Origin of the sequence: Leisingera sp. ANG59 (assembly GCF_013317235.1) — a bacterium.
Classification (GTDB): Bacteria; Pseudomonadota; Alphaproteobacteria; order Rhodobacterales; family Rhodobacteraceae; genus Leisingera.
Window position 1 is genome coordinate 231,336 of the sequence record NZ_WLCM01000004.1, and the last position, 25,146, is coordinate 256,481.

At 63.3% G+C, this 25,146-nt stretch carries 23 protein-coding genes; 10 read left to right on the forward strand and 13 right to left on the reverse strand.

Features of this window, described 5'->3' with window-relative positions; genetic code table 11:
- Positions 1-5 precede the first annotated feature (5 nt).
- The 7 genes from GKC28_RS05485 to GKC28_RS05515 all read right to left on the reverse strand — a co-directional run bounded on the left by GKC28_RS05485 (position 6) and on the right by GKC28_RS05515 (position 9,259).
- Positions 6-1,493: an aldehyde dehydrogenase gene (locus GKC28_RS05485; RefSeq protein WP_174145774.1), complete on the reverse strand. Its 1,488-nt coding sequence runs from the start codon at positions 1,491-1,493 to the stop codon at positions 6-8.
- A gap of 4 nt (positions 1,494-1,497) precedes the next feature.
- Positions 1,498-3,024, reverse strand: coding sequence for a tripartite tricarboxylate transporter permease (locus GKC28_RS05490; protein ID WP_174145776.1), 1,527 nt, complete (start codon positions 3,022-3,024; stop codon positions 1,498-1,500).
- Positions 3,025-3,031: 7 nt separating this feature from the next.
- The gene (locus GKC28_RS05495; RefSeq protein WP_174145778.1) at positions 3,032-3,571 is read right to left on the reverse strand and encodes a tripartite tricarboxylate transporter TctB family protein; all 540 of its coding nucleotides are present in this window, start codon (positions 3,569-3,571) and stop codon (positions 3,032-3,034) included.
- Positions 3,572-3,631: 60 nt separating this feature from the next.
- On the reverse strand, positions 3,632-4,561 hold the full coding sequence (locus tag GKC28_RS05500; protein ID WP_174145780.1) for a tripartite tricarboxylate transporter substrate-binding protein: 930 nt from the start codon (positions 4,559-4,561) through the stop codon (positions 3,632-3,634).
- Positions 4,562-4,598: 37 nt separating this feature from the next.
- Positions 4,599-5,840, reverse strand: coding sequence for a Tm-1-like ATP-binding domain-containing protein (locus GKC28_RS05505; protein ID WP_174145782.1), 1,242 nt, complete (start codon positions 5,838-5,840; stop codon positions 4,599-4,601).
- Positions 5,841-5,864: 24 nt separating this feature from the next.
- Positions 5,865-8,327 (reverse strand): FAD-dependent oxidoreductase, encoded by a 2,463-nt coding sequence (locus GKC28_RS05510; protein ID WP_174145784.1) that lies wholly within the window; start codon positions 8,325-8,327, stop codon positions 5,865-5,867.
- 152 nt (positions 8,328-8,479) lie between these two features.
- Positions 8,480-9,259 carry an IclR family transcriptional regulator gene (locus GKC28_RS05515; RefSeq protein ID WP_174145786.1) on the reverse strand — a complete coding sequence of 260 codons (780 nt, stop codon included), beginning with the start codon at positions 9,257-9,259 and terminating at the stop codon, positions 8,480-8,482.
- Positions 9,260-9,955: 696 nt separating this feature from the next.
- On the opposite strand from GKC28_RS05515, the gene GKC28_RS05520 reads away from it, so the two are divergent.
- Complete coding sequence (locus GKC28_RS05520; protein WP_368041092.1) at positions 9,956-10,426, forward strand: sigma-70 family RNA polymerase sigma factor; 471 nt, start codon at positions 9,956-9,958, stop codon at positions 10,424-10,426.
- A complete protein-coding gene (locus tag GKC28_RS05525; protein ID WP_174145789.1) occupies positions 10,427-11,062 on the forward strand; it encodes a ChrR family anti-sigma-E factor in 636 nt (211 codons plus the stop codon).
- Positions 11,063-11,099: 37 nt separating this feature from the next.
- Here the strand turns inward: GKC28_RS05525 and GKC28_RS05530 are convergent, their stop codons facing one another.
- Positions 11,100-11,825: an SDR family oxidoreductase gene (locus GKC28_RS05530; RefSeq protein ID WP_174145790.1), complete on the reverse strand. Its 726-nt coding sequence runs from the start codon at positions 11,823-11,825 to the stop codon at positions 11,100-11,102.
- Positions 11,822-12,592: a DUF1365 domain-containing protein gene (locus GKC28_RS05535; RefSeq protein ID WP_174145792.1), complete on the reverse strand. Its 771-nt coding sequence runs from the start codon at positions 12,590-12,592 to the stop codon at positions 11,822-11,824. Before GKC28_RS05535 ends, GKC28_RS05530 begins: the two co-directional genes overlap by 4 nt.
- 121 nt (positions 12,593-12,713) lie before the next feature.
- Between GKC28_RS05535 and GKC28_RS05540 the strand changes: the two genes are divergently transcribed.
- The 6 genes from GKC28_RS05540 to GKC28_RS05565 are packed head-to-tail and all read left to right on the forward strand — an operon-like array spanning position 12,714 to position 18,987.
- Entirely contained in the window at positions 12,714-14,063 is a 1,350-nt protein-coding gene (locus GKC28_RS05540; protein WP_174145794.1) for an NAD(P)/FAD-dependent oxidoreductase, read from the forward strand.
- On the forward strand, positions 14,002-15,159 hold the full coding sequence (locus GKC28_RS05545; RefSeq protein WP_174145795.1) for a cyclopropane-fatty-acyl-phospholipid synthase family protein: 1,158 nt from the start codon (positions 14,002-14,004) through the stop codon (positions 15,157-15,159). The genes GKC28_RS05540 and GKC28_RS05545 overlap by 62 nt, the downstream gene beginning before the upstream one ends.
- Positions 15,152-15,643 (forward strand): hypothetical protein, encoded by a 492-nt coding sequence (locus GKC28_RS05550; protein ID WP_174145797.1) that lies wholly within the window; start codon positions 15,152-15,154, stop codon positions 15,641-15,643. Before GKC28_RS05545 ends, GKC28_RS05550 begins: the two co-directional genes overlap by 8 nt.
- 2 nt (positions 15,644-15,645) lie before the next feature.
- The gene (locus tag GKC28_RS05555; RefSeq protein ID WP_174145799.1) at positions 15,646-16,872 is read left to right on the forward strand and encodes an MFS transporter; all 1,227 of its coding nucleotides are present in this window, start codon (positions 15,646-15,648) and stop codon (positions 16,870-16,872) included.
- Complete coding sequence (locus GKC28_RS05560; protein ID WP_174145801.1) at positions 16,869-17,417, forward strand: DUF3833 family protein; 549 nt, start codon at positions 16,869-16,871, stop codon at positions 17,415-17,417. The genes GKC28_RS05555 and GKC28_RS05560 overlap by 4 nt, the downstream gene beginning before the upstream one ends.
- Positions 17,418-17,436: 19 nt before the next feature.
- Positions 17,437-18,987 (forward strand): cryptochrome/photolyase family protein, encoded by a 1,551-nt coding sequence (locus tag GKC28_RS05565; RefSeq protein WP_174145803.1) that lies wholly within the window; start codon positions 17,437-17,439, stop codon positions 18,985-18,987.
- A 239-nt stretch (positions 18,988-19,226) separates the two neighbouring features.
- Here GKC28_RS05565 and GKC28_RS05570 read toward each other — a convergent pair whose 3' ends face one another.
- From GKC28_RS05570 to GKC28_RS05585, 4 genes are read right to left on the reverse strand one after another with little or no spacing between them, the layout of a single operon-like run.
- On the reverse strand, positions 19,227-20,009 hold the full coding sequence (locus tag GKC28_RS05570; RefSeq protein ID WP_174145805.1) for an arginine deiminase family protein: 783 nt from the start codon (positions 20,007-20,009) through the stop codon (positions 19,227-19,229).
- A gap of 4 nt (positions 20,010-20,013) precedes the next feature.
- The gene (locus tag GKC28_RS05575; RefSeq protein WP_174145807.1) at positions 20,014-21,618 is read right to left on the reverse strand and encodes a 5-guanidino-2-oxopentanoate decarboxylase; all 1,605 of its coding nucleotides are present in this window, start codon (positions 21,616-21,618) and stop codon (positions 20,014-20,016) included.
- Positions 21,615-22,799 (reverse strand): pyridoxal phosphate-dependent aminotransferase, encoded by a 1,185-nt coding sequence (locus GKC28_RS05580; RefSeq protein ID WP_174145808.1) that lies wholly within the window; start codon positions 22,797-22,799, stop codon positions 21,615-21,617. The genes GKC28_RS05575 and GKC28_RS05580 overlap by 4 nt, the downstream gene beginning before the upstream one ends.
- Positions 22,796-23,443 carry a TetR/AcrR family transcriptional regulator gene (locus GKC28_RS05585; RefSeq protein WP_368041093.1) on the reverse strand — a complete coding sequence of 216 codons (648 nt, stop codon included), beginning with the start codon at positions 23,441-23,443 and terminating at the stop codon, positions 22,796-22,798. The genes GKC28_RS05580 and GKC28_RS05585 overlap by 4 nt, the downstream gene beginning before the upstream one ends.
- A gap of 97 nt (positions 23,444-23,540) precedes the next feature.
- Between GKC28_RS05585 and GKC28_RS05590 the strand changes: the two genes are divergently transcribed.
- Positions 23,541-24,338 (forward strand): ABC transporter ATP-binding protein, encoded by a 798-nt coding sequence (locus tag GKC28_RS05590; protein WP_174145810.1) that lies wholly within the window; start codon positions 23,541-23,543, stop codon positions 24,336-24,338.
- Positions 24,339-24,377: 39 nt separating this feature from the next.
- A complete protein-coding gene (locus GKC28_RS05595; RefSeq protein WP_174145811.1) occupies positions 24,378-25,142 on the forward strand; it encodes a transporter substrate-binding domain-containing protein in 765 nt (254 codons plus the stop codon).
- The last annotated feature ends 4 nt before the right edge of the window (positions 25,143-25,146 follow it).

Below are 25,146 nucleotides of genomic sequence, written 5' to 3' on the forward strand. Positions count from 1 at the left end.
TGGGGTTACAGCTGAATCCAGGCGGATTTCAGGTCTGAGTATTTTTCCAGGGCGTGCAGGGACTTGTCATGTCCGTTGCCGGACTGCTTGACGCCGCCCAGTGGCACGGTCAGATCGGAACCGCCGTAAGTGTTCACATGCACGATGCCGGCGCGGATGCCTGCCACCATGCGGTGCGCCCGGCTGAGGTTTGCGGTCCAGACCCCGGCTGAGAGGCCGTAGGTGGTGGCATTGGCAAGGCGGATTGCCTCTTCTTCATCCTTGAAGGTGGTGACGGAGAGCACCGGGCCGAACACCTCGTTCTGGAACAGGTTGTCCTGCGGTTTTACGCCCGCCATGATGGTTGGCTGCATGTAGAAACCGCCGGTTTCCTGCAGGATGCGCTTGCCGCCGCTGCGCAGCTCGGCGCCCTCGGCCTCGGCGCGGGCGGAAAACTCAAGGTTGACTTCCAGTTCAGCCAGCGAGTGCACCGCACCGATCTGGCTGGCGAGGTCGAGCGGGTCGCCAACGCGGAAGGCCTCTGCGTGGCGAGCCATTTCGGTGATGAAATCCTCGGCGATGTCCTCCTGCACCAGCAGCCGCGACCCGGCCACGCAGACCTGGCCAGAATTGCGGAAGATGCCCGTTGCCGAAACCTTGGCCGCCTCGGCCAGGTCCGGCGCATCGCTGAAGACGATGTTGGGGGATTTGCCGCCCAGCTCCAGATAGCAGCGCTTGAGGTTGGAGCGGGCCGAGTATTCAAGCAGCCGCCGCCCGGTGGCGCCGGAGCCGGTGAAGACCATGATGTCTACGTCCATGCTGAGCGCCAGGGTTTCGCCAACCACGCTGCCCTTGCCGGTGACCACATTGAAGACGCCCGGCGGCAGGCCGGCCTCGACCGCCAGTTCGGCGATCTTCAACAGGCTGAGCGAGGCGCTTTCAGCAGGTTTCAGGACAATCGAGTTGCCCGCCGCCAGCGCCGGGGCGATTTTCCAGGCGCCGATCATCAGCGGAAAATTCCAGGGCACGATGGCCCCCACCACCCCGACCGGTGCGTGATGCACCAGGGCCAGCACGTTCTCTGCCGTGGGGGCAACCTGGCCATAGACCTTGTCGATCGCCTCGCCGTAGTAGCGGAAGGTGGCGGCGGCCGAGAGCGCCTCGGCCTTGAGCGCCATGCTGATTTCGGTGCCGTTGTCGCGAACCCCCAGAACAGCCAGGTCCAGCGCCCGGTCCTCGATCAGGTCGCCCAGCTTCATCAGCACCTTCTTGCGGGCGGCAGGGGCCATGCGGGACCAGCGGCCGGCCTCAAAGGACGCCCGGGCGGAGGCGACGGCGCGCTCCATATCGGCAGGGGTTCCTTCGGCCAGGCGGGTCAGCGGCCGGCCGTCAATCGGGGAAATCACCTCCAGCGTGCCGCCGGTCAGAGAAGCCTGCGGCCCGCCATCGATGAAATGGCCCTGCGCCGGCACCTCCAGCTGGCGGAGGGCGTTGATATCGTTCTGGTTCAGCATGCTGTTACCCTTGCTGGCTGGAATGTTCGTAGTTAGGCCCGACGGGCTCCGGCTTTTGCTTGGCCTTCTGCTCGCGGATCAGGGTGCGCACGTGCAGCACCAGGATCCCGATGATCATCACAAAGATGACCGCGGCGATGGGGCGGCTGATGAAATCGATGGGGGTTTTCACCGCCGCCATCGCGGCGCGCAGCTTGACCTCCATGATGCCGCCCAGGACCATGCCCAGGATAATCGGCACGATCGGCAGGTTCAGCCGCTTGAGGATCAGCCCGAACACGCCGAAGCCCGCGGCGATGGCGCAATCGGTGATCGAATTGCGCAGCGAATAGACGCCGATGAAGGACAGCGTCAGGATCATCATGCCCAGGAAACGGGTCGGGATCTGAATGATCTTCAGCAGCAGGTTGGTGGAGAACAGCAGAAACACAAGCACGATCACATTGAGCAGGATCAGCGCCAGATACAGTGCCATCACGAAATCCAGCTGGGTTTCGAACAGCTGCGGCCCCGGGATCACGTTGTGCACATAGAACACCGACAGCATCATTGCGGTCAGCGCCTCGCCGGGGATGCCCAGCGCCAGAAGCGGGATCATTGCCGCACCTGGAACAGCGTTGTTTGCTGCCTCAGATGCGACAAGGCCTTCGGGAGAGCCGTCGCCGAAGGCGTCCGGGTTTTTCGAGGTTTTCTGCGCGTAGGTGTAGGAAAGGAACTGCGCGGTGAACTCGCCGACGCCGGGGATCATGCCCATCAGCACACCAAGGGAGGAGGAGACGGTGGCAATGCGCTTGATCCCCAGCAGCTCTTTCATGCCTGCAAGCATGCTGCCCTGCACATGGGCATCGCCGGGGGCATGGTCTTTTTCGATCAGCAGCAGGAACGCCTGGCTGAGGGCAAAGAGACCCAGCACCACGACAATCAGGTCAAATCCGGAGGACAGCCAGGACTGGTCGAAGGTGAAGCGTTTGGTGTATTTCACCGGCTCCAGCCCGACGGTGTTCAGGAAAATGCCGAAACAGGCCAGCATGCCGGCGGCAAAGGTCTGGCCGCGGTGCGCAACCACCACCAGCAGGATGCCCATGAACGCGGCGAGAAAGATCTCGCGGCTGCCGAAATGCGGGGCAATCACCGCCAGCAGCGGCGACAGCAGGATCAGGCAGATGACAGAGAAGATGCCGCCGAAGAAGGACGCCGTATAGGCCAGCGACAGCGCCCTGTGGCCCTCCTTGCGCCTGGTCATCGGGTAGCCGTCATAGGTCGTCAGTGCATTGACCGGCGTGCCCGGGGTATTGATCAGAATGGCGGGAATGGCGCCGCCGTACATTGAGCTGCCGTAGATACCCAGCAGCAGGGTCAGCCCGACGATGGGCTCAAAGGCAAAGGTGGCGGGCAGCAGGATGGCAATGGCGACTGCGGGTCCGACCCCCGGCAGCGCGCCGATGATGACGCCACCGATGGAGCCGATGGCCAGCGCCATCAGGACTTCCCATTGGGCCAGGATCTGAAAACCGGAAAGAAGCGTGTCCATGGCGGCCTCACAAATAGGTCAGCGCAAAGGCGCGGATCGCCTCCGGCAGATACTGGTAGATTTCGCCTGCGGGGATCTTCACCTGCAGGAACCCGCGGAAGATCAGCGCGACGCAGACAGCAAACAGCGCAGCAAGCGTCAGGTGCAGCGGGCGGCGGAAGCCTGCGCGCAGCGTCAGGAACAGGGCAAACAGGATCGTTGACGGCAGGTAGCCGCAAAGCGGGACAATGGCGACATAGGCCAGAAAGTACAGGACGTACTCAAGCGATCGCAGCCAGAACACGACTTCCTTCAGCCGGCCGTAAATGCGCGGTGAAACGATCGAGCCCAGCAGATGGAAGGCGCCGAAGATCACCATGCCCCAGACCGCAATGCTGGGCCACAGCGACGGCTGTCCGAACCATTTGGTGCGTTTCACCCATTTGGTCTGCTCGCCAAGCTGGCTCAGCAGGAACAGCGCGAACAGCAGGAACACCACGGCAAAGACCAGGTCGCCGGGCCGCCGGTAACGCTGAAACAGCTCCTGAAAATACTTGATGCGTGTCATCGCAGCGCCCTCCTCAAGCCGCGGCGGATGCCGGGGCGCAGCGCGGCGCCCCGGTCCCTGTTATTCGCCGACCAGCGCGTTGACCTCGGCCAGGTCGGTGATGTCCTTCTCGATCTGGCTGGCAGAGGCCTCGGCGTCCTTCCAGTAGAGCAGCACACCGGTTTCCTTCATCAGGTTCTGCGCGGCTTCGGTCTCCAGCGCGGCCTGGGCAGCGGCGGCGATTTTCTCGCGCGCATCCGCCGGGGTGTCCTTGTGCACGAACAGTCCGTTCCACAGCGACAGCTCCAGGCCCGGAACAACCTCGGCCATGGTCGGGACATCTGGGGTGAGCGCAGTGCGCTCGGAACCGATGCTGGCCAGGATCTTGATGCTGTCCATACAGGGCAACAGGGTCTGCAGGGTGCCGTTCACCACATCCACGTCGCCCGAGGCCAGCACGTTGCAGTCCAACAGGTCGTAGGCCGCTTCGCTGGTGAAATCGAAGCCGGATTTGATAGCCGCGGCAAAGGTCACCTTGGTCGGTGCCAGGAAGGAGCCGTAGTGGCCCAGCGAGACGTCATTCTCCGCGCCGTAGGCCGACAGCTCTTCCCAGGTGTCATAGGGTTTGTCCGCCAGGGTCGCGACCACAAACGGATAGGTCAGGAAGATGCCGACCGGATCAAAGGGGTTCGGGCTCAGCTCCGGAATGCCGATCTCAGGGCCGACCACGGGCACCCCGATCACGAAGGAGCCGACCGTATAGCCGTCCGCCGGTGCGTTGGCCACTTCGACAGCGCCGGGGAACGGGCCGCCGCCGCCGCCAGGCTTGTTCACCACCGCCGCAGGAACGCCGTACATTTCCTGGAACTTGTCGGCGATCATCCGGGTCAGCACGTCCTCGAGGTCGCCCGGCGGCCAGGGCACCACGAAGGAAACCGGTTTTTCCGGATACTCCGCCATGGCGGCGGTAGCACTGAGTAAGGCCGCAGCGGCTGCTAGTTTGAGTTTCATTTGGTCCTCCCTTTTGATGTTTATTTTGTTCGGCCGGTTATGCCTTGCCCGGCGGGACAGTCCCTTCCGCCACCCAGCGGTCGAGGATCTCCAGCGCTGTATGCGCGAAGGCAGTGTCGTTGATGTGGGCATCCAATCCGGTTGCCTGAACAGAGGGCGCCACAGTGGCGCTCAGCTCGCTGATGAAGGCTGCCAGCCCTTCAGGGTCGTGGCAGTCGCCGCCGGGGCGGTCCCATTCCTCGATCCCGCCCTTGGGGATGATCAGATGCGTGGGGGATTTGCTTTCGCCCAGCCGGCGGTTCAGTTCGCGGGCGATCTCGCGGCGCTCTTCGGCATTGTAAAACGTGTTCTTGACCAGCTTGTTATGGGTGTGGATCGGGCGGCCCTCGAACTGGGCCGGGATTTCCTGCCAGCCGGCAAAGTCGATCAGGTCCATGCAGCCTGGCGCAACGATTTGCGGGATGCCTGCACGGCCTGCCGACAGGTGCCGGTCACGGCCGGCGTTGACCACCGAACCGGCCATCAGGTTGCCCAGCTCGCAGCCCGCAAAATCCATCACGCAGACAAAGCCGTTCTGCGCCGCAATCTGCTCGAACGCCATGCCGCCCATGCCCATGGCATGGAACACTGCCACCTCGTAGCCCCGCTGCTCCAGTTCCGGTTTCAGCGTCTTGATGTATTTGAGGCAGGAGGTGCCCAGCGATGTGACGCCGATCACCGGCCGCCCGCTGACCGCAGGTTCGGCAGCCCGTGCAGCACCCAGCACGGCGCCCGCCGCCTGGGCAAGAGAGGACCGGCAAATGCTGTTCAGCCCGTAGAGACCGCCCGCCCAGAGGATCATCTGGATATCCGGCGACAGCCGTTCCGCCGGGATCAGCGTCGAGAAGGAGACGGTGGAAACCACATATTTCGGCACCCCGACCGGCAGCGCCTGGCAGACATCCAGCGCCAGGTCGGTGCCCATGGTGCCGCCCAGGATGATCACCCCGTCGATGCCGCCTTCACCGTGCAGCTCCCGGGCCAGCGCGCAGGCGCCCGCCGACATGATGTTCATCGCCACATGCTCGCTGCCGCTGTCGATCGCAGCCTGGATAGAGCTGCCGCCGGCCCTGGCCACATCATGCTTGGAGAAGTCGGTGGGCTGCTCCGGGTCGCCCAGCACGCTGACATCCAGGGTCAGAACCCCGCCGCCCAGGACGCGGATCTTCTGTGCCAGAAATTCCAGCTCGGCGTTCTTGGTATCATAAGTGCCGATGACCATAATGGTCTTGTTGGTCATGTTGTCTTCCCTCCCAGTCGCGGCTCAACCCCGCATGAACTCGCTCTTAGGGTCGTAGAAAGGTGTCAATTGCACCTTAAGCGGGTACATCCTGCCAGCGATCTGCACTTCGAATCCACCTTCGTCGATCCAGGACCTGCTAACGCCGCCCTCACGGTGGAGGCTCGCCAGCCCCACCATTGCCTGCAGACGGAACCCCCAGTCGCCCGAGGTAACATGGCCCACGATCCCGCCATCCTTCCACACAGGTTCATTGTGGATCAGATAGGGCCCGTCCTTGGCGCCGACACCTTCGGCGATGCAGGAGACGGTCCGGTAAGGCGTTGCCGGGCCGGCTGCCTTCTGCGCGGCGAGCCTGGCTTTGCCGAGGAAATCGTCGTCCTTACCAAGCGCCACTGCAAAACCGAGCCCGGTTTCATAGGGGGTGTCGTCCTCGCCGATGTCGTGCCCGAAGTGGCGGAAGCCCTTTTCCAGCCGGCAGGCGTTCATCGCAAACATGCCCATGTGCCGCAGGCCCAGCGGTTCACCCGCCTCCATCAGCGCCTCATAAACGCCGGCTACAAATTCGGTCGGCATCATCAGCTCATAGCCCAGCTCGCCCAGGAACGACCGGCGGATGGCCCAGCCGCGGGCATAGCCCATGTCGATTTCCTGCGCCGCGCCAAAGGGGAACGCCGCGCTCGACAGATCGTCGCCAGAAATCGCGGACAGGATTTCACGCGACTTCGGCCCGTGGATTGAGATCAGGCCATAAGCAGAGGTGGCGTCGAAGATCTCAAACCGCCACTCCGGGTCGGCGTGGTCGCGGATCCAGGCCTGGTCGCGGATCTGGCTGGGGTGGCCGGTGATCACCATGAAGCTCTCCGGCGCAGTGCGGGTGATGGTGACATCGGCCTCAATACCGCCGCGGCTGTTCAGGAACTGGGTATAGACAGAGGTGCCGGTATCCACGTCCATCTCGGCGCCGCAGACCCGGTTCAGAGCGCGCACCGCATCGGGCCCCTGGACCAGGATCTTGGCGTACATCGACTGGTCGATCAGCACTGCCGCGTCCCGCGCCGCCAGGCATTCCGCCTCGACATGCGGCGACCAGTCCTTCCACCACAGGTTCGGCTCTTCGTTCCAGCCCTTCTGGTCCGGATCGTAATACATGGGCATTTCCCAGCCGATCCGTTCGGCAAACGTGGCGCCGGCGGCCTGCAGGCGGTCATGCAGCGGCACCCGGCGCACGCCGCGGGCGCTGTAGACCTGGCGCCCCGCCCAGGAGACACCGTAGTGAAAGCCCACCGATTCCGCGCTGCGGTCGCGGTTGTATTTCGTGTTGCGCTGGAACGGATGCGCCCGCCGCGCCAGCATCGGCCCCATGCCGCGGGACGGCTCGCCGCCGGTCATCCATTCCGCCATCGTCAACCCGACGCCGCCGGAATTGAGGATACCGTTGGAGTTCATCCCGGCGGCCACATACAGCCCTTTTATCTCGCTGGCCGGCCCCAGGTAGGGGCGGCCGTCGGGGGTGAAGCTTTCGGGGCCATTAAAGAAGGTCTGGATACCCATCCCGCCCAGCGCCGGCATCCGCTCGAACATCTTCTCCAGGTTCGGCTCCACATGCTCCATGTCGAAAGGCAGCTCGTCGAATTCGAAATCCTCGGGGATGCCGTCAGCGCCATAGGGCTTGCCGTGTTTCTCGAAAGAGCCGATCAGAAGCTTGCCGGTGTCCTCCTTCCAATAGGTCCGCTCCTCGGCGATGTTCAGGATCGGCTGATCCTTCGGCAGCCCGTCGACCGGCTCGGTCACGATGTAGAAATGCTCGGTTGCGTGCAGCGGCACGGTGACACCATGAGCTTTGGCAAACAGGTGGCTCCACATGCCGCCGGCCAAAAGCACCTTGTCCGTGGTTATCACGCCCTGATCGGTTTCAACGCCTGCGACCTTGCCGCCGCGGACAACCAGCTGCGTGACCTTGGTGTCCTCGAACAGCCGGGCGCCCAGCACCTTGGCGCCCTTGACCATGGCAACGGTCACGTCCAGCGGGTTCACCTGGCCGTTGGACGGCACGAAGAACGCGGATTTCACGTCTCCGGTTTCGATCCAGGGCCATTTCTCCTGCAGCTCCCCGCGGGACAGCAGGAAGCTTTCGATCCCCATGCGGACGGCGTGGTCGTGGCTGCGCAGCAGCTGCTCGTGCCGGACGTCACCGATGGCCAGGTTGATGGTGCCGTTGGGCTTGTAGCCGGTGGCCTGGCCGGTTTCCTCCTCCAACTCGCGGAACAGCCGGGCGGTGTATTTGCCCAGCTCAGTCTGCGCGGTGCTGTCGCGCAGCTGGCCGACAATCCCTGCCGCGTGCCAGGTGGTGCCGCTGGCGACCTTGCGCCGTTCGATCAGAACAGCCGGCACTCCGCGTTTCGCCAGGTGGTACAGCGTCGAGACGCCGATGATACCGCCGCCGATGATCACCACAGGGGCTTGTTCCGGGAGATTGTGAGCCATCAAATTGTTCCTTCAGCCCGCTTGTGCAGGCGATCTGCAGGTTTCAGACCCGGTGCGGAGAGGCGCAGAGGGGCGCAGGTTTCAGCCGCTCAGATGCAGACCTTGTGGCAGAAAGATTCGATTCACAGAAATATTTCGCACCAAAGGTGCGTTTATTGCACCGCCAGTGAAGCCGGGCTGCGCGGCGAGGGCGCACCAGTCAGAGCGGTTTCCAGCTGCCGGATAGCGGCCCCCAGCAGCGCTGCCAGTTCTGCCTGGCGTGCCGCATCTAGGTTCAGGTCCGGAACCGCGATTGCTATGGTGCCTGCCGGATCTTTGCCATCGGTGAAAAACGGCATCGCCACGCTGGCGACCCCAATCTCAACCGTGTTGCGGGCGCAGGAATAGCCGCGATTGCGGGTTTCGCGGAGGACCTCACTCAGCTCAGCTTCATCTGTCACGGTGAAGCGCGTCAGTTTCTCCCGTTTCAGATTCAGCAGCCGCTCCCGGGTGTTGTCAGAACAGAATGCCAGAAACGCCAGTCCGGAAGAAGAAGAGTGGTAGGGGTAGGTTTCCGCAGGCTGTAGATTGATCACATTGCCCCGTGCAGGCAGGGTGAACGACGCGGTCCCCAAGCCCACGGCGCCAGGAATGCCGACATGCACGGTTTCATTTGCCTGCGCGGACAGCCACTGTGTCACTACCTGGGTTGCCTTTACCATCGGTACCGTGGCCTCACGCAGCCGCGCCAGAGACAGGAAGGCGTGGCCCAACCGGTACTTCCGGGTTTCCGGGTTCTGTTCGATGAAACCGTGCTTGATGAGGGACAGAAGCAGTCTGCGCGTCACGGCTTTGTCTTGATCCGTAGCACGGGCCAAATCATTCAAGCCGATTTCAAGGTTCTCCAGCGAAAACTGGCGCAACAGGAGCATCGCTTTGTCCACGGTTTTCATTTGGTTTCCCTCGTGTAGCCCGCTTCCGGAAGTTTCGCTGGTGTCGGGCGTTCACCGCAAACATACCATATGGCTGCAACAGCTGCTGAAATTCTGCACTCCAAGTGCGATTAAAGCACTTGTTAAAAAGCGATCACCAGATCAAGAGCACCAGTTTCAATTCAACTTCGGCTTTGGCGCAGTGCTTTTGCTTTGCCAAACATACTGGCAAGTGGCGCAGTCAGAGGCAGAATGACCTAATGACGATGAATCCCAGAAGGTTTTCAGTGGTCTCGTCGTAGCGGGTTGCGAGAATGACCCCTTCAGAGACGGCTCTTTCCTAATTCGGCATCAGATCTCGTGCCAAGCTGGTTTCCGTCGCAGGTGCCGGTTTGAAACACGCCCTGAAACAGATGCAGCTCCCTTTGGTCAACACGGCTCAGACCTAAGCAGTTGCATTAGGAAGTCTGACGCTACGGAGCGCCCGGATGGTCTGCTTAGGCATTCAAAAATTCCCTGCCCGGTGATCCGGCTTCACCATCGGGTCGTATTCAGATTATGGTGACATTGAACTTGGATAGGCCGCCGGAAGAAACAATTGTGCTTCGGGCAACCCCTGAGGACAAAGCAGCTGTGCCAAAAGATCAATCGTTGTCGCAACTTACCCTATGGCTGCTTGCCGTGCGCGACCAGCGTGACAGAGGGGCATTCGCGGACATGTTCGATTATCTGGCGCCGCGGCTAAAGGGGTTTATAATCCGGAGCGGCTCAAGCCCTGCGCTGGCGGAAGAGATCGTCCAGGACGTCATGCTGACCGTCTGGCGCAAGGCAGCACTGTTTGATCCGCACAAGGCGCAGGCCTCAGCCTGGATATATCAGATCGCCCGCAATCGTCATATCGACATTGTACGCAAGGAAAGCCGGCCAGTGCCGGATGAACTGGGTGAAGATCCCGCCACCGAGCCCGACGCCAGTCAAATCCTGGCCCTGGAGCAGGAAACGGTGCGGTTGAAGCACGCCATTGCGCAACTGCATCCCGACCAGAAAGAGATGATCGTCAAGGCCTATATGGGGCACCTGACGCACCAGGAGATCAGCAGTCAGACCGGCCTGCCCCTGGGAACTGTAAAATCGCGTATCCGGCTGGGACTCGGGCGGCTGCGCAAGGAGCTAAAAGGATTGCGTTGAATGCCTGCAATCACCCACCACATCCCCGATGAAATGATTGCTGCCTATGTCTCCGGCAGCCTGCCGCACGCCTTTTCCATGGTGGTCGCGTCCCACTTGTCCTATTGCCGCGACTGCCAGGCGGCGCTGGGCGCACATCAGGCTGCTGGCGGTGCGCTGCTTGAGACGGGAGACGCCGTGGCGGTTGAAGCGGGTTTGAAATCGAGGGTTCTGGCTGCGCTTGATTCCCATGTTGTGCCGGAACCGGTGTTCGAGGCAAAGGGGATCTATCCGGGACCGGTCATACAAAGACTGAAGGGGAGGCCGCCGCGTTGGAAGTCTCTTGGAATGGGCGTGAAGCAGGACATTCTTTTTGAGGACAGCGAAGGCTCTGCTCGGCTGCTGTTCATCCCGGCCGGGCAAGCGGTGCCCGATCACAGCCACAATGGGCTGGAGTTGACACTGGTACTGCAGGGCAGCTTCAGCGACGAGACCGGGCAATTCGGTGTCGGCGATGTGGAGATAGGCGACGAGAACCTGGAACATACGCCAGTCGCAGATGCGGGCGATCCGTGCATCTGCCTAGCCGCCACTGATGCGCCATTGCGCTTCAGGGCCTTTATGCCGCGACTGCTGCAGCCGCTGTTCCGGATTTGAGGCTTGCTTGAACTGTGTGAGATTTCGGGCGTGCCGCTCATTTCCCGCGGTAGACGATCCAGTCGGGCAGCAGATGCAGCGCCTTGATTGCATAGGAAAAGGGGCGCGGGAAATCGGTGCGGAAGCGGCGCGATCGCATCGCGCCTATCACATGGCGGGCCGCATCCCCAGGCTCCATCAGCTGCGGCATAAGGAAGCTGTTCTTGTCCGTCAGCCGGGTCTTGATGAAGCCGGGATTGACAAGGCGGACGTTAACCCCGCTGCCCTTCAGGTCATGGCGCATGGTTTCCGCCAGGCTGATCAGAGCCGCCTTGCTGGCGCCATAGCCGATTGATGCCGGCAAGCCCCGATATCCGGCCAGAGAGCCGACCAGGGTGATTTCCCCGCGCCTTTGCTTGACAAAGCCGGGCACCACTTCCCCTAGAATACGCAGCGCGCCGACGAAATTCACATCGCTCATCTGCAGTGCGGCGGCGCTGTCCCAGTCCTGGGTCCGCATCGGTTCATATGCGCCTGCGTTGTAGATGACACCATCCAGCGCCCCGGCAGCGCGGGCAGCCTCTGCAACCGAATTCATATCTGACACATCCACAGGAACCGCTTTCGCATGGCGCAACTCCTGTGCCAGATCCTGCAACGAATCTTCGGAGCGCGCCGACAGGATCAGCCGGGCATCTTCACGATCCAGCCGCCGTGCGATTTCGCGCCCGAGGCCTTGGCTCGCACCCACCAGCCAGTAGGTCTTGCCGGCAAACGGCGTCATGCCTCTTTCCCCGAGAATGTGGCGCTGTTGGAAATCAGCGGTTCCGGCGGCTTTGGTTTCTTCAGGAACGGTGCGCGCTTGACCCAGAGCCGCAGCGCCTGCCAGTAGATCAGCGCAACGACGCGGGCCGCCCCGAGCGGCCTGCGCAGGGCAGCGCGCAGCAGTCCTCCAGCAGTGACGGGGCGGCGCAGTCCATTCAGCGTCGCCAGTACCCCCTCTTCGCCATTGGTGTAGGAAATCCGGATGTTGAAGGCTTTATCCGTCATGCCGAAATTGAAGCGGTAGCGCCCTGCAACTTGCTGAAACGGCGAGACATGCATCAGCTTTTCCGCCTCGATCACCTCGCTGCGCCGGATTGGCCGGAAGTCCGGGTGGGCCGCGAAGTAGCAATGGCGGTGGCCGAACGTGTTGTTCACCTCGGCGATGAAGGCGCGCGGGCTGCCGTCCCTCACCGCGATCCAGAAGCTGACCGGATTGAAATGGAACCACAGGAAGCTGGGCTGGGTCAGCAGCAACAGCTCTGCGCCCTCCAGCGCAAAGCCGCGCCGTTCCAGCTCCGCGCGGAACCAGGCGATGCCGCGCCCCTTGCCGCGGGGGCCGCCGTGGCGGCGGTCATGGACCGAGAACAGGTTGAAGCGGTTGCGCGACAGCAGCGGCGGCGCGCCGTCGGTCATGTCGGTCAGGATAAAGTCGACACCGTAGCGGAAGGCGTTTTTCAAACGGCCCCTTCGCGCATGAAATGTCTGGGCTGCCACGTGTTCTATCATGGTTCGGGTACGCTTGCTTTGCCGTCCCGGATCACTTCCTTTGCAGTTTTTTGCGCACGGAGTGATCCGGTTTCTTGCTTGCGGCGTATCCAGTCCGAACAACAGCAAGGAAAGCAGACACATGCTGGACCAGACGCAGGGACGCCGCCGCAGGATTGCCATTGCTGGCGGAGGGATATCGGGGCTTTCCGCAGCATATTACCTGTCCGCCTCGCACGATGTGACCTTGTATGAAGCCGCGCCCAGGCTGGGTGGCCACGCGCGCACCGTTCTGGCGGGCCGGAACGGCGATCAGCCTGTCGATACCGGCTTCATCGTGTTCAACTATGCCACCTATCCCTATCTGACACGGTTGTTTCGCGACCTGGATGTTCCGGTGATCAAGAGCGACATGAGCTTTTGCGCCAGCATCGACGGCGGTCGTCTGGAATACGGGCTGAACAGCCTGCGGATGCTGACTGCCCAAAAACGCAACCTCATTCGCCCGCAGTTTCACAAGATGGTCGCGGATATCCTGCGGTTCGGCAAACAGGCCGAAGCTGCTGCCACCGATGATGACAAGACAATCGGTGAATTGGTGGAGGAGCTGGGACTGGGCAGTTGGTTCCGCAACCACTACCTGATGCCGATGTGCGGCGCGATCTGGTCAACCCCGGTCACCGATGTGGACGCTTTTCCGGCCCGGTCTCTGGTCCGCTTTTTCCGAAACCACGCGCTGCTGGCAGGCTCCGGCAAGCACCAATGGTGGACCGTCAAGGGCGGCAGCATCGAATATGTCCGCCGCCTGGAGGCGGCGCTTGTGGCCCGCGGCTGCGGGATCCACACGTCCAGCCCGGTAAAAAGCGTTGTCCGGCATTCGGACGGGGTTCTGCTGCAGATCCAGCGCGAAGCGCCGCGCCTTTTTGACGACGTCATCTTTGCCTGCCATTCCGATCAGGCATTGGCCATTCTGGGCGCGGATGCCCGGCCTGCAGAGACGGCAGCGCTGGGCGCAATCCGCTATCAGCCGAACACAGCTGTTTTGCACTGCCACGAAGGGCAGATGCCCAAACGGCGCAAATGCTGGTCCAGCTGGGCTTACCGCAGCCAGGAGGGCAGGGTTGGCGTCACCTACTGGATGAACCGGCTGCAAAACATACCGGACAGCGATCCGCTGTTTGTGACGCTGAACCCCACCCAGCCCATTCCGGCGGAGAAGGTCTATGATCAGGTGCAGTTTTCACACCCCGTTTTCGACAAGGCTGCCTTGCGTGCCCAGCACCAGATCCAAGCGATGCAGGGCCAGAACAACACTTGGTTTGCCGGTGCCTACAACCGTCACGGCTTCCACGAAGACGGCATCGCCAGCGCCATGCGGATTGTCCGCATGATGAATGCTTTCACATTCTCCCCGGCCAAAGGAACAGATCATGGCATTGACAGACAAAGCCCTTCAGTCGGAATTTCTGGAAGCCTGCGCGCAATTGCGTGAGGGGCGGCTGACGCTTCGAACGCCGGACGGTGCGCGTTATGAATTCGGCGGAACAGGCCCTGAGGCCGAAATGCAGATCAACGACTGGGCTGCGGTTTCTGCGATGGCGGCGCATGGTCAGGTCGGCCTTGGCGAGGCCTATGTGCAGGGCCTCTGGGACACGCCGTCGGTCGAGGGGCTGATGCGGCTGGCGATGCAGAACCGCGAGCATCTGGGAAGCTACGATCAGGCCAGCCCGCTGAACCGGGCCAAGTTCCGCATCGTCGACACGCTGCTGCGCGCCAACTCCAAGCGCGGTGCCCGCCGCAACATCCGCGCGCATTACGATGTCGGCAACGAATTCTACCAGTTGTGGCTGGACGACGGCATGACCTATTCCTCCGGCCTGTTCGGCGCGGAGGGCGATGATCTGGCGCAGGCCCAAAGCCGAAAGAACGCCCGCATCCTGTCGCGACTGGGGAGCGGCGAGCGGGTGCTGGAGATCGGCTGCGGCTGGGGCGGCTTTGCCGAGCAGGCCTGCGCCGAAGGCCGCGACGTGACCGGTGTCACCATTTCGCGCAACCAGCACAGCTATGCCGAAAGCCGCCTGGACGGGCGCGCCGACATCCAGCTGCGCGACTACCGCGACATTGGCGGCAAATTCGACAACATCGTCTCGATCGAGATGATTGAGGCGGTGGGCGAGCGCTACTGGCCCAGCTATTTCGCCAAGCTGAAGGACAGCCTGGCCGAAGGCGGCCGGGTGCTGCTGCAGGCGATCACGGTGCGGGATGATTTCTTTCAGACCTACCGGACCTCTTCGGATTACATACGCCAATATGTCTTTCCCGGCGGCATGCTGCTGTCCGACCAGGTGATCGCGCAGCAGGCCAGGTCGGCGGGGCTGCAGGTGGCCGATAGTTTTGCCTTCGGAGAGGATTACGCCCGCACCTGCCGGATCTGGGCCGAGCGTCTGGCGGCGCAAAAGCGGCGGATCACGGACCTTGGCTATGGCGAGGCCTTCTTCCGCAACTGGCAGTACTACCTGGAGATCTGCGCCGCTTCCTTTGCGATCGGCCACACCAATGTCGTGCAGGTGGAGCTGGCCCATGCGTAAGCTGCTCCTGGCCCTGTGCCTGCTCGCGGCTCCCTCAGCGGGCTTTACCTCTGCGGTGCAATCGCTGCTGCCGGGGGCCGATCAGCGCGGCGCGGCGACGTTCCGGCTGCTGGGTGTGCCGGTCTATCAGGCGCGGCTGTTCACGCGCGGTGGCGCGCCGCTGGACTGGGGCCAGGATTTCGCGCTTGAGCTGACCTATCAGCGACAGCTGAGCCAGACCGATCTTGTCGAGGCCACCCTGCGCGAAATGCGGCGGCTCGGTCAGGCCGCGCCGGGCCGCGCCCGGTTTGAGGCCTGCTTTCAGGGCGTTGCCCCCGGCGACCGCTATCTTGCGGTGAGCGAAGGTCCGGACCGGATCCGCTTCCTGCGCAATGGCCGCAGCGCCTGCACCCTGTCCCAGCCGGGGATCAAGCGCAGCTTCATGTCGATCTTTGTGGGCGAAAACACTCGCTCTGCCCGCTTCACCCGCGCGCTGCTGGGCTGAGGATGCTGTATCCCCGGGTCAGCCTCTATGCGATGATGCTCGCCTCGGCGGGGATCCCGCTGTACATCCACCTGCCGCAGTTTGCCTCGGTGAACCTCGGGATCGGGCTGGGCGCGCTTGGCGGCATCCTGCTGGCCATCCGGCTGTTCGACCTTGTGCAGGATCCGCTAATTGGCTGGGCCATCGACCGCTGGCCGCAGATGCAGCCGTGGTTCGCGCTGGCGGCCGCTGGCGGGCTGGCGATCGGATTTCCGCTGCTGTTCGGGCTGACGACCGGGCCGCTGGCGGTGGCGAAGCTGGTGCTGGTGCTGCTTCTGCTGTTCTCGGCCTACAGTCTGGGCATGATCCTGCTGTACGGCCGCAGCGCCACGCTGGCCAAGCAATCCACCCCGCGGGAGCTTCTGACGCTGGCGGCCTTCCGCGAAGCCGGGATGTTGAGCGGCGTGATCTTTGCCGCCATCGCACCCGCGATGCTGGCGGGAATGGGGGCCGCGGGGAAGGGCTATGGCGCCTTCGGGTTCGTGCTGGGCGGCCTTGCCCTGTTAACCGCTGCGGCAACCGTGCGGCTCTGGAGGCGCCCGGCGGTCTCCGGCCAGCCGTTGTCAGCCATGGCCCTCGCACAGGCCGGGGCGCTGCGGCTGCTGACGCTCGCGGTGCTGAACAGCCTGCCGGTGGCGCTAACCTCCACCCTGTTCCTGTTCTTTGTCGAAGACCACCTGCAGCTTGCGGGCTACGCCGGGCCGCTGCTGGTGCTGTTTTTCCTCTGCGCCGGCTTGAGCGTGCCGCTGTGGGCGCGCCTCAGCCAGCGGATCGGAGCAAAGCAGACGCTGCTGATCGCCATGCCGTTGGCAATCGCCAGCTTTGCCGGCGCCGCGGCGCTGGGTCCGGGCAGCCTGCCGGGATTTGCCCTGATCTGCGCGGTCTCGGGTGCCACGCTTGGCGCTGACATGGTGCTGCTGCCCGCGATGTTCAGCATCGCGCTGACCCGCGCGGGCCTCAATGCCTCCGCCGCCTTCGGCATCTGGTCCTTTGCGGGCAAGCTGGCGCTGGCGCTGGCCGCCGCGCTGGCGCTACCGCTTTTGCAGCAGCAGGGGTTCCGACCCGGAGCGGACAATAGCCCGCAGGCGCTGCGCGCCCTAGCCCTGTCCTACGCGGTTCTGCCCTGTGTCCTGAAAACCGCCGCCTTCGCCTTTGCCCTGACCCTGCCATCAGAAAGAGCAACAGCATGAAACTCCTGACCCTCTGCCTCGCGATCGCGCTTCTTGCGATGATTGCAAAGACCTATGTGTTCAGCTTCCGCTTTCAGTCGCCGCAGGAATATGAGGGCACCGGCCCGCAGTTTGTTCTGACTGAACACTTGTCCGGCGAGATCCTGTCTGAAGGGGTGATTTTTGGCCCGGCAGGCAAGATGGCAAGCAGCTTTACCGCCCGGATGGTCGGGAATTGGGAGGGTGATACGGGCACCCTCAGCGAAGAGTTCACCTTTTCCAACGGTGCCAGCCAAAGCCGCAAGTGGCACCTTAAGCTGGGTCCCGGAAACACCTTCACGGCAACCGCGGATGACCTGGACGGCGTGGCGCAGGGTGTAGTGTCCGGCTCAACTGTGCGGCTTACCTACAACATTATCCTGCCCGAAAACTCAGGCGGTTACACATTGCAGGCCACAGACTGGCTGTATCTGACCGAGGACGGCGTCATCATGAACCGGGCCGAGATGCGAAAGTTCGGCGTCAAGGTTGCCGAGCTGGTCGCCACCATGCGGCCCGCGCAATGAACCGCCCGGGCGCCGCGGCATGACCGACGAACGCGAACCCGTTGCCGATGGCAACCTCATCCTCATCCTGGGTGATCAGCTCAGCCGCAATATTCCTTCGCTGACGGACGCGGACCCGTCGCGTGACATCCTTCTGATGGCCGAAGTGATGGAAGAGGCCTCCTATGTCCGCCACCACAAGAAGAAGATCGCCTTTGTGTTTTCGGCCATGCGCCATTTCTCCCAGGAGCTGGAAGCCGGCGGCTGGCGGCTGCGCTATGTGCGGCTGGACGATCCCGGCAACTCCGGCAGCCTGACCGGCGAGATCGGCCGGCTGCGCACGGACCATCCGCAGGCGCGGGTGGTGGTTACGGAGCCCGGAGAATACCGGCTGAAGTCCGCGCTGCTGGATTGGGTGGAACAGGCGGGCGTCGAACTGGACATGCGGCAGGACAGCCGCTTTCTCTGCTCCCACCAGCGGTTCCAGCAATGGGCCGAGGGGCGCAAGCAGCTGCGGATGGAGTATTTTTACCGCGAGATGCGCCGCGAGACCGGGTTGCTGATGAATGGCGATCAGCCGGAGGGCGGCAAGTGGAACTTTGACGATGAGAACCGCAAGCCTGCGAGCGGTGGAATGTTCCTGCCGCGCCCGCTGCAAACCACGCCCGACAGCATCACCGAGGAGGTTCTGGACCTGGTTGACGCCCGCTTTGGCGGCAATTTCGGCACCCTGCGCCCGTTCTGGTTCGCAGTGACGCGGACCGGCGCGCTGGAGGCGCTTGAAGGCTTCGTGGAACAGGCGCTGCCGGATTTCGGCGACTATCAGGACGCCATGCTGGAGGGCGAGCGGTTCCTCTACCACTCGGTCCTGTCGCATTACATCAACGCAGGCCTGCTGGAGCCGCTGGAGGTCTGCCGCCGGGTCGAGCGCGCCTATTACGAAGGCCACGCGCCGCTGAACGCGGCGGAGGGGTTCATCCGCCAGATCATCGGTTGGCGCGAGTACATGCGCGGGATCTACTGGCTCAACATGCCGGGCTATACCGAACAGAATTTCCTTAAGGCCACCCGCCCCCTGCCGGAATTCTACTGGACCGGCGAGACCGACATGGCCTGCCTGGCCGCCGCCATCACCCAGACCCGAGAAGAGGCCTATGCGCATCACATCCAGCGCCTGATGGTGACAGGAAACTTTGCCATGCTTGCGGCGGTTGACCCTCGCGAGGTGCATGAATGGTATCTGGCGGTCTATGCCGACGCTTATGAGTGGGTCGAGGCGCCGAATGTGATTGGCATGAGCCAGTTTGCCGATGGCGGTCTGCTGGGGTCAAAACCCTATGCTGCCAGCGGCAACTACATCAACAAGATGTCGGATCATTGCGCAGGCTGCAGCTATGATGTGAAACGCAGGACAGGCAAGGGGGCTTGCCCTTTCAACCCGTTGTACTGGGATTTCCTAGTGCGCAACGCTGACAAGCTGCGCGAAAATCCCCGCCTGCATCAGGTTTACCGGACTTGGGACAGGATGAGCTCTGAACGGCAAAACGCTTATTTGGAAACGGCCCGGCAGCTTCTGGAACGGTATTTTTAAGAATAAATCTCCGTGATTTCACTTTGCTTCACGGCGGGCGCAATGGGGGGGACCGCGTGGCAATTCCCAGATAAGCAAATAAAGGCTGCCAATCTTTGGTGTCTGCGACATGGGAACCGGCGTTCGAGAAATTCCGAGGCTTCCAGACAAGCCGCGCCGATTGCCGGTCGGCGGCCAGGCGGCCCTTGTCTTCATTATTCGAGACCGTCAGGCAAGGGCCGGGGCCAAGAGGCCTGTGATCAGAACCTCAACGACAGGCAGGACATGCCGCCGTCCAGCTTGGCACAGTCTGCGTTATCGATCTCGACGATCTCGTATCCGGCCGTGGCAAGCATCTCCGCCGTGCGCGGAAAACCGGCTGCCATCAGCACCAGATTATTGAAGCGGATGGCGTTCGCCGCAGCTTCCTCGCCGTCGGCCACGTGCAGAACGCGGTAGCCTGCGAAGCAGCCTGAGGCGTCCAGGCGCCTGGTCGAGAGGATCGTCTCAGCGTCCATCAGCGAACAATCAGTTTTGAAATGCAGAACGCCTTCGGGGGTGAACACCTCGCGCAGAGTATGGCCCCATTCCGCGGCGATTTCAGCCAGTTCGGCAACTCCGGCGGCATCCGTGCGGTCGGAACGGCCGACCAGGATCTCCTTGCCGGTCACCAGGATGTCGCCGCCTTCGATATGGCCGGGGCCGGTGATTTCGCGAACGTCGTCGTAGCAGGCGCTCAGGGTGGGAGCCATTTCCGCCACCTCGCCAAGCCGCGACGGCGCGCCGGGGCGCATCAGGATGGTGCCCTGCGGCAGGCAGAGGGCCGTGTCCTCCACGAATTGAGCGTCGGGGAAAGCTTCCAGCGGGTCCAGTTCGATCACTTCGGCGCCGGTGCTGCGCAGCGCGGCGACATAGGCTGCGTGGGCCTTTAGCATTCCGTCGAGGCTGGGGTTGCCAATGTCCTCGGCACGCAGGCCAGCGGTGATGGTGGCGGCAGGGCGGCGGGTGATGGCGCGGGTGAATTCAAAAGTGGGGTTTCGCATGGGGTTACTCCTGGCCCGGAGCGGATCCGGTGATTTCGATTTCGACGATGGAAGGGGTACCGCTGCGGCTGGCCTCGCTGACGGCTGCTGCAACCGCCTGCGGTTCCATCGGGACGCGGGTGTAGGGAATGCCGAAGGAGGCAGCGGCGGGGCCGAACTCCGGCGGAGCAGGGTCGCAACCGACCACTGGGACGTCCACGGCCTCCATTGAGGAAGCGATCTCTCCGTAACCGCGGTTGTTCCAGATGATGAAGGTGATGGGCAGGTTTTCATCCGCCGCGGCCATCATCTCTGGCAGGGAAAACTGTGCGCCGCCATCGCCGGCGATGCAGAGGACATGCGCGGAAGGATCGGCAATCGAGGCGCCGATGGCGGCGGGGATGCCATAGCCCAACGCACCGTAGCCGGTGGCTGCGTTGAACCAGCCGCCGGGGCGGTCGTGGTCATAGAAGAGATTGCCGGCATAGATCGGCTGGGTGGAGTCGCCCACCATCAGGGCATTGGGCACCGCATCGCGCATTGCGTTTAGAACTGCCACTTGCTGGCGGTAGTCCGGGCCGATTTCTTCAAGGGCGGCGGTGCGTGTGCTTGCGGCGCGCTGAGGACCCCGGCTTTGCTTAGTTGCTGACGGGAGAGAGGAGAGCAATGCAGCCACCGCGTCCGCGCTGCGGGCGTGGATGGAAAGCTCAGTCTCGTGGCGAGCCAGCTGGTCTTTGCAGATGTCGACCCGGATCAGCCCGGCCATGGCTGCCATGCTGCCAGTGGTGTACATATCGTAGTCCGTCGGCCCCAGCTCCGTTCCCAAAGCCAGCACGCAATCGGCCTCCTCGATGAGCGCCCGGACGGCTTGCAGGCTGGGGCTGGCCGGAACGGTCAGCGGGTGGGCGTGCATCAACCCGCGGGCGTTGACGGTTTGCACTACCGGGGCGTCAAGGCGTTCCGCGAGCGTCTGGAGGCTCGCGCTGGCATTCTTGGCACCGCCGCCGGCCAGGATCACCACTTTGCCCGCTTTGGACAGGCGGTCCGCGGCGTCGGAGATCTGGCCAGGGTCAAGCTGTGGCCGGGCGGCGGCGGGGGATGCCGGTCCGTCCTGAGACGCAGTGCCCGCCACGTCCAGCGGGATCTCGATGTGGGTTGGGCCGGGACGGCCGGCCGAGAAAGGGGTAAAAACGCGGTCCAACGCGGCTTCCAGCACCTCAGGCCGGGCGACGTGTTCGGAAGCCAGCGCCACGGTCTTGGCTAGCGCGTGCTGGTCGGGCAGCTCATGCAGGTGGCCGTGGCCCTTGCCGAGCGTATTGCTTGCGTTGACACCGGACACCACCAGCATCGGCACCGAATCCGCGCGGGCCTGGGCCATCGGGGTCAGCGTGTTGGTGAGGCCGGGGCCGGTGATGACAAAGGCCACACCCGGCTGGCCGGACACCCTGGCATAGCCGTCGGCCATGAAGCCCGCGCCCTGCTCGTGACGGGGTGTAACGTGGCGAATGCCGGAGGCGGCCAGGCCGCGGTAAAGCTCTACCGTGTGCACGCCGGGGATGCCAAACACGCAGGAAACGCCGCGCGCCTCCAGCCCAGCGACCAGGGCTTCGCCAACTGTCTTGCGGGTCATGCTGCGCCTCGTGCCTTGGAGTTCGCGTGCGCCACGATCCGGTCGAGGGCGGCCGCAAAGCTGGTGTCATCAATTGTCAGGGCAACGCGCACCCAGTCCTTGAGGCCTTCGCCGAAGGCGGAGCCGGGCATTACGGCAACGCCGCTGTTCAGCAGGTCCCAGGCATAGGCGTCGCCGTCCATGCCGGTTGCGGATACATTGATCAGGGCAAACATCCCGGCCTTGGGGCGGTGGACGTGCAGCCGGGTCTCGCCATGCAGGCGCTGTTCCAGCAGGGCGGCACGGGCGGCAAAGCGGGACGCCATGCCCGCGGCCACCGACGAGCCCTCGCGCACCGCCCTTTCGGTCATGTCGGCGATGAAGGGCTGGTTGCCGAACAGCATGGTTTCCGACACCGGCAGCAGGGCGGTGCAGAAGGCCTCCGGCCCGGCGCACCAGCCGCTGCGGAAACCCGGTGCGGCGTGGGATTTTGAGATCGAGGAGACCGAGATGACCCGGTCGGCCAGTGCTGGATCGGAGAGCGGCGAGACAAATTCCGCACCTTCAAACACCAAGTGCTCATAGACCTCGTCGGAGATGATCCAGAGGTCATGCCGCACTGCCAGCTCGCCGATTTCGCGCAAGTCCTGCGGCGTCAGGATGGCGCCGGTCGGGTTGTGCGGGGTGGTGAGCAGGATGGCGCGGCTGCGCGGGGTGATGCGGGCGGCAATATCGCTGGCCTGCATCCGGAACCCGGCTTCCGGGCGCAGCGGAACCGGCACCATGTCCGCCCCAGAGGCGCGGATCACGCCCTCGTAGGTGGCATACATCGGATCGCCTACTAGCACTTCGGTACCGGGTTCGGCAACGCCCTGCAGCACTGCGTACAGTGCGGTCTGGGTGCCGGGGAAGCAGAGGATATTTTCCGGCCCGAAATCCCGCCCGCGGCTGGCGCTGTAGGATTCAGCCAATGCGGCGCGCAGATGCGCCTCGCCGCGGCCGTCGGAATAGCCGGTGCGGCCTGCGTGCATCGCCTGCGCAGCGGCTTCGACCAGTTCCGGCGGAGTGGGCACGTCCGGCTCGCCGATGGTCATCTCCACCAAGTCGGCACCGGCTGCGGCCATCTGCCGGGCCTTTGCGTGCACTTCCCATTTGCCGCCGCCCAGTCCGGCCAGCCGTTCAGTGATTGCTGTCAGCCTCATGTCTTTTCAGCCTCCTGCTCCAAATTCAAACCTGTGATTGCGGCAACCGACTGCCGTCCGATGTCTGCCAGTTCACCCGGCGCAAAGGCGTCCGGAAGGGCGCCGCCCTCCAGCCACAGCCCGTCGATCACCGCGTTGCAGGCAATCGCCAGCTGCCGCAGCCGGGCCGGAGCGGCGGGGCGGCCAGCTTCTTCCAGCGCGGCGGCGATCAGCCCCTCCAGAAAGTCGCGGAAATAGGCATAGGTGCGTTCGTGCGTGGCCTTCATCTGCGGGTCTTGCTGCACCTTGTTGAGGAAACTGGCCCAGAGCGCGATGGACCGCGGATCCACAACCGGCGGCGTCAGCGAGGCATTCACAAAGGCGGTGAGCCTGGCCAGTGCTGTACCGTCCACCCCCGCCGCGGGGGCAAATGTCTGATCGGTCATGGCGGTCATGTGGTGCTCGTAGGCGGCGATGATCAGCTCTTCCTTGGAGCTGAAGTAATGCCGGATCAGCCCCTGGGTGACGTCGGCGCGCTGGGCAATGCCCCGCACCGTGGCGCCGCGCACGCCGTTCTCCGCCACCAGTTCCAGCGTGGCGAGAATCAGCGCTTCCTTCCGCGCCTTGGCGGATTCGCGTTTGAATTTGCGGCGCTCGTCGGTCACCTCAGCTCCTGTTTTTGTGCTGGCGGAAAAATTATACACTTGCATAATTACTCGAGTCGCGGCTTACTGCAATCGGAAAATTCGGGAAGACGCAAAGATGGACACAGCCGCAGCAGCCGCATCAGCTCCGGAAGCCGATACGCGCCGGGAGGCGATCCGGGTCGAGGATCTGCACAAGTCGTTCGGCAATCTGGAAGTGCTGAAGGGCGTGGATCTGACTGCGCATCAGGGGGATGTGGTGGCGATCATCGGCGGCTCCGGTTCCGGCAAATCCACCATGCTGCGCTGCATCAATTTCCTGGAGACACCGAGTTCCGGCAAGATCGTGATCGGCGGTGAGGAAGTTGCGATGCGGAGTGACGGCAGCCCGGCAAATCAGAAGCAGATCGAGCGCATCCGGACCAAGCTGGCGATGGTGTTCCAGCAGTTCAACCTGTGGACACACCGCACGCTGCTGGAAAACGTGATCGAGGTGCCGGTGCATGTGCTGAAAGTGCCCAAGGCCGAGGCCGTCGCGCGGGCGCATGAGCTGCTGAACCGGGTGGGTCTGGGCGGCAAGGAGGGCACTTATCCTGCCTATCTGTCCGGCGGCCAGCAGCAGCGGGCGGCGATTGCCCGCGCGCTGGCGGTGGACCCGTCGGCGATGTTGTTTGATGAACCGACCTCCGCGCTGGACCCGGAACTGGTGGGCGAGGTGCTGACGGTGATCCGCGATCTGGCCGCCGAGGGGCGCACCATGCTGCTGGTGACCCATGAGATGAAATTCGCCCGCGAAGTCGCGAACCACGTTGTCTACCTTTACCAGGGCCGCATCGAAGAGCAGGGGCCGCCTGCCGAGGTCTTTGGCAATCCGCAATCAGACCGGCTGAAGCAATTCCTGAGCTCGGTCGCCTGATCCACTACCACCAAAATAAAAACCAACTGGGAGAAGAAGATGAAACTGAAAGCATTGCTTGCCGCGGCAACCGCGGCTGCCGCTCTGTCCGCTGGCGCGGCTGCTGCTGAACAGGTGAAAATCGGCATCGCTGCCGAACCCTATCCGCCGTTTGCGTCGCTCGACAACTCCGGCAACTGGGTCGGCTGGGAGGTCGAGGTGATTGGCGCTGTCTGCGCCGCGGCTGAACTGGACTGCGTGATCACGCCGGTGGCCTGGGACGGCATCATTCCGTCGCTGACCGGCCAGCAGATCGACGCCATTATGGCCTCCATGTCGATCACCGAGGAACGGATGAAGACAATCGATTTCTCCGATCCCTATTACAACACCCCGGCGGTGATCGTGGCGGACAAGTCGATGGACATTGCGCCGACGCCGGAATCTCTGGCGGGCAAGATTGTCGGCATCCAGGCCTCGACCATCCACCAAGCCTATGCGCAGGAATACTTCAAGGATGCCGAGCTGAAGGTCTATCAGACCCAGGATGAGGCAAACCAGGACCTGTTTGCCGGCCGCATTGACGCGACCCAGGCGGACAGCATCGCGATGGCGGATTTCGTCAACTCCGGCAACGGCGGCTGCTGTGAGATCAAGGGCGCGGTGGCGGATGACCCGGCAATTCTGGGCCGCGGGGTCGGCGCTGGCGTGCGCAAGGGCGACGACGCACTGCGCGAGGCGTTGAACAAGGGCATCGCGGCGATCCTGGCCGACGGCACCCATGAGAAGATCACTGCCAAATACTTCACCACCAGCATCTACTAAGGCG

Coding starts and splice junctions, on each gene's coding strand:
- GKC28_RS05485 (WP_174145774.1), bottom strand. CDS start 1,493: ATGCTGAACCAGAACGATATCAACGCCCTCCGCCAGCTGGAGGTGCCG.
- GKC28_RS05490 (WP_174145776.1), bottom strand. CDS start 3,024: ATGGACACGCTTCTTTCCGGTTTTCAGATCCTGGCCCAATGGGAAGTC.
- GKC28_RS05495 (WP_174145778.1), bottom strand. CDS start 3,571: ATGACACGCATCAAGTATTTTCAGGAGCTGTTTCAGCGTTACCGGCGG.
- GKC28_RS05500 (WP_174145780.1), bottom strand. CDS start 4,561: ATGAAACTCAAACTAGCAGCCGCTGCGGCCTTACTCAGTGCTACCGCC.
- GKC28_RS05505 (WP_174145782.1), bottom strand. CDS start 5,840: ATGACCAACAAGACCATTATGGTCATCGGCACTTATGATACCAAGAAC.
- GKC28_RS05510 (WP_174145784.1), bottom strand. CDS start 8,327: ATGGCTCACAATCTCCCGGAACAAGCCCCTGTGGTGATCATCGGCGGC.
- GKC28_RS05515 (WP_174145786.1), bottom strand. CDS start 9,259: ATGAAAACCGTGGACAAAGCGATGCTCCTGTTGCGCCAGTTTTCGCTG.
- GKC28_RS05520 (WP_368041092.1), top strand. CDS start 9,956: ATGTTCGATTATCTGGCGCCGCGGCTAAAGGGGTTTATAATCCGGAGC.
- GKC28_RS05525 (WP_174145789.1), top strand. CDS start 10,427: ATGCCTGCAATCACCCACCACATCCCCGATGAAATGATTGCTGCCTAT.
- GKC28_RS05530 (WP_174145790.1), bottom strand. CDS start 11,825: ATGACGCCGTTTGCCGGCAAGACCTACTGGCTGGTGGGTGCGAGCCAA.
- GKC28_RS05535 (WP_174145792.1), bottom strand. CDS start 12,592: ATGATAGAACACGTGGCAGCCCAGACATTTCATGCGCGAAGGGGCCGT.
- GKC28_RS05540 (WP_174145794.1), top strand. CDS start 12,714: ATGCTGGACCAGACGCAGGGACGCCGCCGCAGGATTGCCATTGCTGGC.
- GKC28_RS05545 (WP_174145795.1), top strand. CDS start 14,002: ATGGCATTGACAGACAAAGCCCTTCAGTCGGAATTTCTGGAAGCCTGC.
- GKC28_RS05550 (WP_174145797.1), top strand. CDS start 15,152: ATGCGTAAGCTGCTCCTGGCCCTGTGCCTGCTCGCGGCTCCCTCAGCG.
- GKC28_RS05555 (WP_174145799.1), top strand. CDS start 15,646: ATGCTGTATCCCCGGGTCAGCCTCTATGCGATGATGCTCGCCTCGGCG.
- GKC28_RS05560 (WP_174145801.1), top strand. CDS start 16,869: ATGAAACTCCTGACCCTCTGCCTCGCGATCGCGCTTCTTGCGATGATT.
- GKC28_RS05565 (WP_174145803.1), top strand. CDS start 17,437: ATGACCGACGAACGCGAACCCGTTGCCGATGGCAACCTCATCCTCATC.
- GKC28_RS05570 (WP_174145805.1), bottom strand. CDS start 20,009: ATGCGAAACCCCACTTTTGAATTCACCCGCGCCATCACCCGCCGCCCT.
- GKC28_RS05575 (WP_174145807.1), bottom strand. CDS start 21,618: ATGACCCGCAAGACAGTTGGCGAAGCCCTGGTCGCTGGGCTGGAGGCG.
- GKC28_RS05580 (WP_174145808.1), bottom strand. CDS start 22,799: ATGAGGCTGACAGCAATCACTGAACGGCTGGCCGGACTGGGCGGCGGC.
- GKC28_RS05590 (WP_174145810.1), top strand. CDS start 23,541: ATGGACACAGCCGCAGCAGCCGCATCAGCTCCGGAAGCCGATACGCGC.
- GKC28_RS05595 (WP_174145811.1), top strand. CDS start 24,378: ATGAAACTGAAAGCATTGCTTGCCGCGGCAACCGCGGCTGCCGCTCTG.